The organism is Albidovulum sp., from assembly GCF_049646345.1.
Lineage (GTDB): Bacteria > Pseudomonadota > Alphaproteobacteria > Rhodobacterales > Rhodobacteraceae > Albidovulum.
Window position 1 is genome coordinate 1 of sequence record NZ_JBARVQ010000185.1, and the last position, 3,785, is coordinate 3,785.

At 59.9% G+C, this 3,785-nt stretch carries 4 protein-coding genes; all 4 read left to right on the plus strand.

Translation table 11 applies throughout. The features are described from left to right. On the plus strand, positions 1-483 hold a 483-nt coding region (locus WBB85_RS04550; protein WP_432637438.1), incomplete at its 5' end, for a toprim domain-containing protein. Between the two features lie 380 nt (positions 484-863). Continuing rightward, positions 864-1,799 carry a DUF2493 domain-containing protein gene (locus WBB85_RS04555; protein ID WP_432637439.1) on the plus strand — a complete coding sequence of 312 codons (936 nt, stop codon included), beginning with the start codon at positions 864-866 and terminating at the stop codon, positions 1,797-1,799. Between the two features lie 276 nt (positions 1,800-2,075). Further along, positions 2,076-3,293, plus strand: a complete 1,218-nt coding sequence (locus WBB85_RS04560; protein ID WP_432637440.1) for a DNA cytosine methyltransferase — start codon at positions 2,076-2,078, stop codon at positions 3,291-3,293. Positions 3,294-3,295: 2 nt separating this feature from the next. Continuing rightward, positions 3,296-3,785: Eco29kI family restriction endonuclease (locus tag WBB85_RS04565; protein ID WP_432637441.1), on the plus strand; the 490-nt coding region annotated here is incomplete at its 3' end.

Sequence of the window (3,785 nt, forward strand, 5' to 3'; positions counted from 1 at the left end):
GTCACCGATGGGGCAGGGGCCTTGCGGGGCGTGCATCGCACCTGGCTTGCGCACGACGGACAGGGCAAGGCGGCGGTCAAAACGCAGCGGCGGGCTATGGGTCACATCTTAGGCAATGCTGTCAGGCTGACCCCGCATGATGACATCCTCGTGGTCGGCGAGGGCATCGAGACCATGTTGTCCCTGTCCGAGGCGGCTCCCGGCCTCCCCGTCTGGGCGGCGCTCTCGTCGGGTCACCTCGGGGCGGTCCTGCTGCCGGAAGGGCTCAAGCGCCTCTATATTGCCATCGACCGCGATCCGGCGGGGAGCCAAGCGGCGGAGCGGTTGACCACCAGAGCCAAAGAGGTCGGGATTGCCTTGCGGGTGCTCAAGCCACGGCTCGGGGATTTCAACGACGATCTCCGGGCGGACGGCGCGGAGGCGCTGCACCGGCTTCTGGCAGAGCAGATCGGGCCCGAGGATCGGCATCGCCTCGATAGCTGACGCTCATGCGCATGGCGCAATCGGGATGGCGGGGCAGGGCTCACGCTTGCCTGTCGCGGATCGGTTTGTCCTCTCTTTCCTCTTTCCGGGAAAATCTCATCCACCCGACACCCGCACGGCCTTCAAGAGATGGGCAGGCGGCCGTCAAAGGGGCCGCCCCCTCAAGGACGACAGGCAAGCTATTTCCGCCGCGGGGACGAGCCCCGCTTTGCATCGCGAAACAAATAGCCTCCCTGCCGTCCTCCTCCTCTGCGTTCCGGCCCCGCAAGAGTCCCTGTTCGGGGCGGGGTGAAGGGTTGTCCTCCATGACGGCTAAGGGCTGCCCATGAAGGCCGCGCGGGATGTCGCGCGGACGAGACAAGCCCGGAGGCAAGAGACAGATGACGACCCAACACCACGACGATGCGTTCGAGCCCGCCCACACCGCATCCCAGACCGCCCATGCACTCGACGAGCTGCAGCTCTACGGTTACCGACCCTATCAGGACGAGCCCGATCCACGCCCGATGCCCGACGGGCAGCGCCTTGCGGTCGCCGTCGCCGACATCTTCGACGCCCTCGTCGCGACCCTTGGCGACACCCGCATGGAACCCGACCTCGAAGAAGTGCTCTGGGGCCAGGTCAACCTCTTCCACCGCGCCAATGCCCGGATCGAACGGTCGCTCGACGACAATGAGATGGCGCAGCGCCGCCTTCAGCGGGAGCAGGACGGCTCCGAGGTGAAGGCAGGTGAACTCGAGCGCCTGACGGCCGAAGGCCTGAGCCTTGTGGAACGGCGCAACGGCATGGAACTCTTTCGCGACTGTGCCGCCGAACAGTTTGATCAGCATACTGGTTCGACCTGGCGGCCCCGCACCGGCTCGATGGTGAACCGCAAGCACCTTACCGCCGCGATGATCGACAGCCGCGATTTCCTGTCCGCCAAGCGCCGGGCGGAGACAGAGGTGATGCTCCCCGCAGGCCCCAAGGTCGCTCTTACCGGCGGGACCGACTTCAACGATCACCGCCTGATCTGGGGCAAGCTCGACCAGGTCCGGACCAAATATCCAGATATGGTGCTTCTGCACGGGGGAAGCCCGAAGGGCGCCGAACTCATCGCCGCCAAATGGGCCGAGGCCCGGGGCGTGACGCAGGTGGCCTTCAAGCCTGACTGGACCAAGCACGCCAAAGCAGCCCCCTTCAAGCGCAACGACGCGATGTTGGATGTGCTGCCCGTGGGTGTTCTGGTCTTCCCAGGGACCGGCATTCAGGAGAACCTCGCCGACAAGGCCAAGAAGCTGGGCATCCCGGTCCTGAAGTTCGGGAAGGGGGCGTGAGCCCCCTCTTTCTTTTTTTGTCGACATGCATGGAGCTGAAAGGTTGATTCGGTTCTTGGCCAAGGTTCATGCCCAAAAAATCGATTAACAAAATGCCGCGTTCCAAGGCCAAACTCTGTAAGTCGCCTTTCGTGAGGCGAGGTCACTGCCTGCTGTTTGGTTAGGTCAATCTGTGGGGGTGACGGCTGGAACCTTAACCAGATGTTGTCAATTTGTTCTTGATACTTGAAGGGGATTTTGTTCTAAGTCGAATAAAAGCCCTGCAGGAGGAGCATAATGTCGAGCAAGCAGCCTGCCAAGGTATTGTCACGAAAGTCGGTAGAGCTCTTCGCGGGTGCGGGCGGCCTTGGAATCGGGCTCGCGCAGGCGGGTTTCGTTCCGCAAATGGTTGTCGAGTACAACAAATGGTGCTGCGATACCCTTCGCGACAACCACCGAATTCTTGGTGATGATGGTCGGCCAAACGGAGAGCGTCCGTGGCGCGTTGTCGAGGGCGACGTCCGCAAGGTCGATTTTATGCAGTTGGCGGGAAAGCTCGATCTTATTTCCGGCGGTCCACCCTGTCAGCCGTTCAGCTTGGGAGGGCGCCATCGTGCATATGATGACGCTCGGGATATGTTTCCACAGGCCGTGCGCGCGCTTCGCGAAGCCCGCCCTCGTGCGTTCGTGTTCGAAAACGTGAAAGGACTGACCCGGGCATCGTTCCTTAGCTACTTTGAATATGTGAAACTCCAGATGGAGCACCCCGAATTGGTCGCTCGACTTGACGAGGAGTGGCAGGATCACCTTCGCCGCCTCGAGCAACACCATACCTCCACAAAACGCCCCGGACTGCATTATCAGGTGGTCACAAAGCTACTCAACTCGGCGAACTATGGTGTGCCGCAAAAGCGTGAGCGCGTGCTGTTCGTCGGATTTCGTGACGATGTCGACGCCCGGTGGTCATTTGGACCTGGAGAATTCACCCAAGAAGCACTTGTCTGGGATCAACTTTTTGGTGACTACTGGGAGCGTCACGGTGTCGCCAAGAAAGATCGCCTTCTTGAAGGACGGGCACTTCAGTTATCAAAACGTTTATCGGTCGAGGAGAAGCCCGAGAGCTTTCCATGGCGAACCACTCGGGACGCGATAGGTGACTTGCCGGATCCAGAGAAAACCAGAACTTCGCATAAGGTTTTGGACCATCGTTTCCAGCCAAATGCGAAGGTTTATCCGGGCCACACGGGCAGCTATCTCGACGAGCCGTCGAAAACGCTGAAGGCTGGTGTTCACGGGGTACCTGGCGGAGAGAACATGCTTCGCAGGGCGGATGGATCCGTGCGGTATTTTACTGTGCGCGAAGGTGCGAGGATCCAAACTTTTCCAGATGGATACAAGTTTCACGGCGCATGGACTGAGTGCATGCGACAACTCGGAAATGCCGTTCCTGCAGAGCTTGCACGCGTTGTCGGCGAGAGCGTTGCCGCCAGGCTAAACGAGTCTAAGGCCGCCTAGTTATGGTACGCAGACCGGAGCTTCAGAAAGCGGATGAGACGGCGGCCGCCTTGGAGCAGTTTGCAGACATAGTCCGCGACGCCGAAATGACCGCGCCTTCACGGAAACGAGTCTTGGCGGCGATTGCCGAGATGAAAGACGCGCTGCGAATCCTTGAGCGAAACATTGACCCTATACGATTGCCCGATGCGTTCTTCGATCCCTCAGAACCGCGCCTGATCGGGCATTTTGTGGCTTTGGCTCTGCTCTCTCAAGAGCGCTATCCGCTTGGGGCGATCACGCCATTCTATGGGGCGGGTGTTTACGCAATATATTACAAAGGTCCGTCCGATATTTATGCGCCAATCTCCGGCACGGAAACCCCGATTTATGTTGGGAAGGTTGATCCGCCGACCGGCGCAAAGTCGGTGATCGAACAGGAAACGAAACTCTTTGGACGACTAAATGAGCATCGTAAGAACATTGAGAAAGTGCACGGAATCGACCTAAGGG

Bases quoted from the DNA above. Each gene is read 5' to 3' on its own strand.
- WBB85_RS04560 (WP_432637440.1), top strand. From the start codon at position 2,076: ATGTCGAGCAAGCAGCCTGCCAAGGTATTGTCACGAAAGTCGGTAGAG.
- WBB85_RS04555 (WP_432637439.1), top strand. From the start codon at position 864: ATGACGACCCAACACCACGACGATGCGTTCGAGCCCGCCCACACCGCA.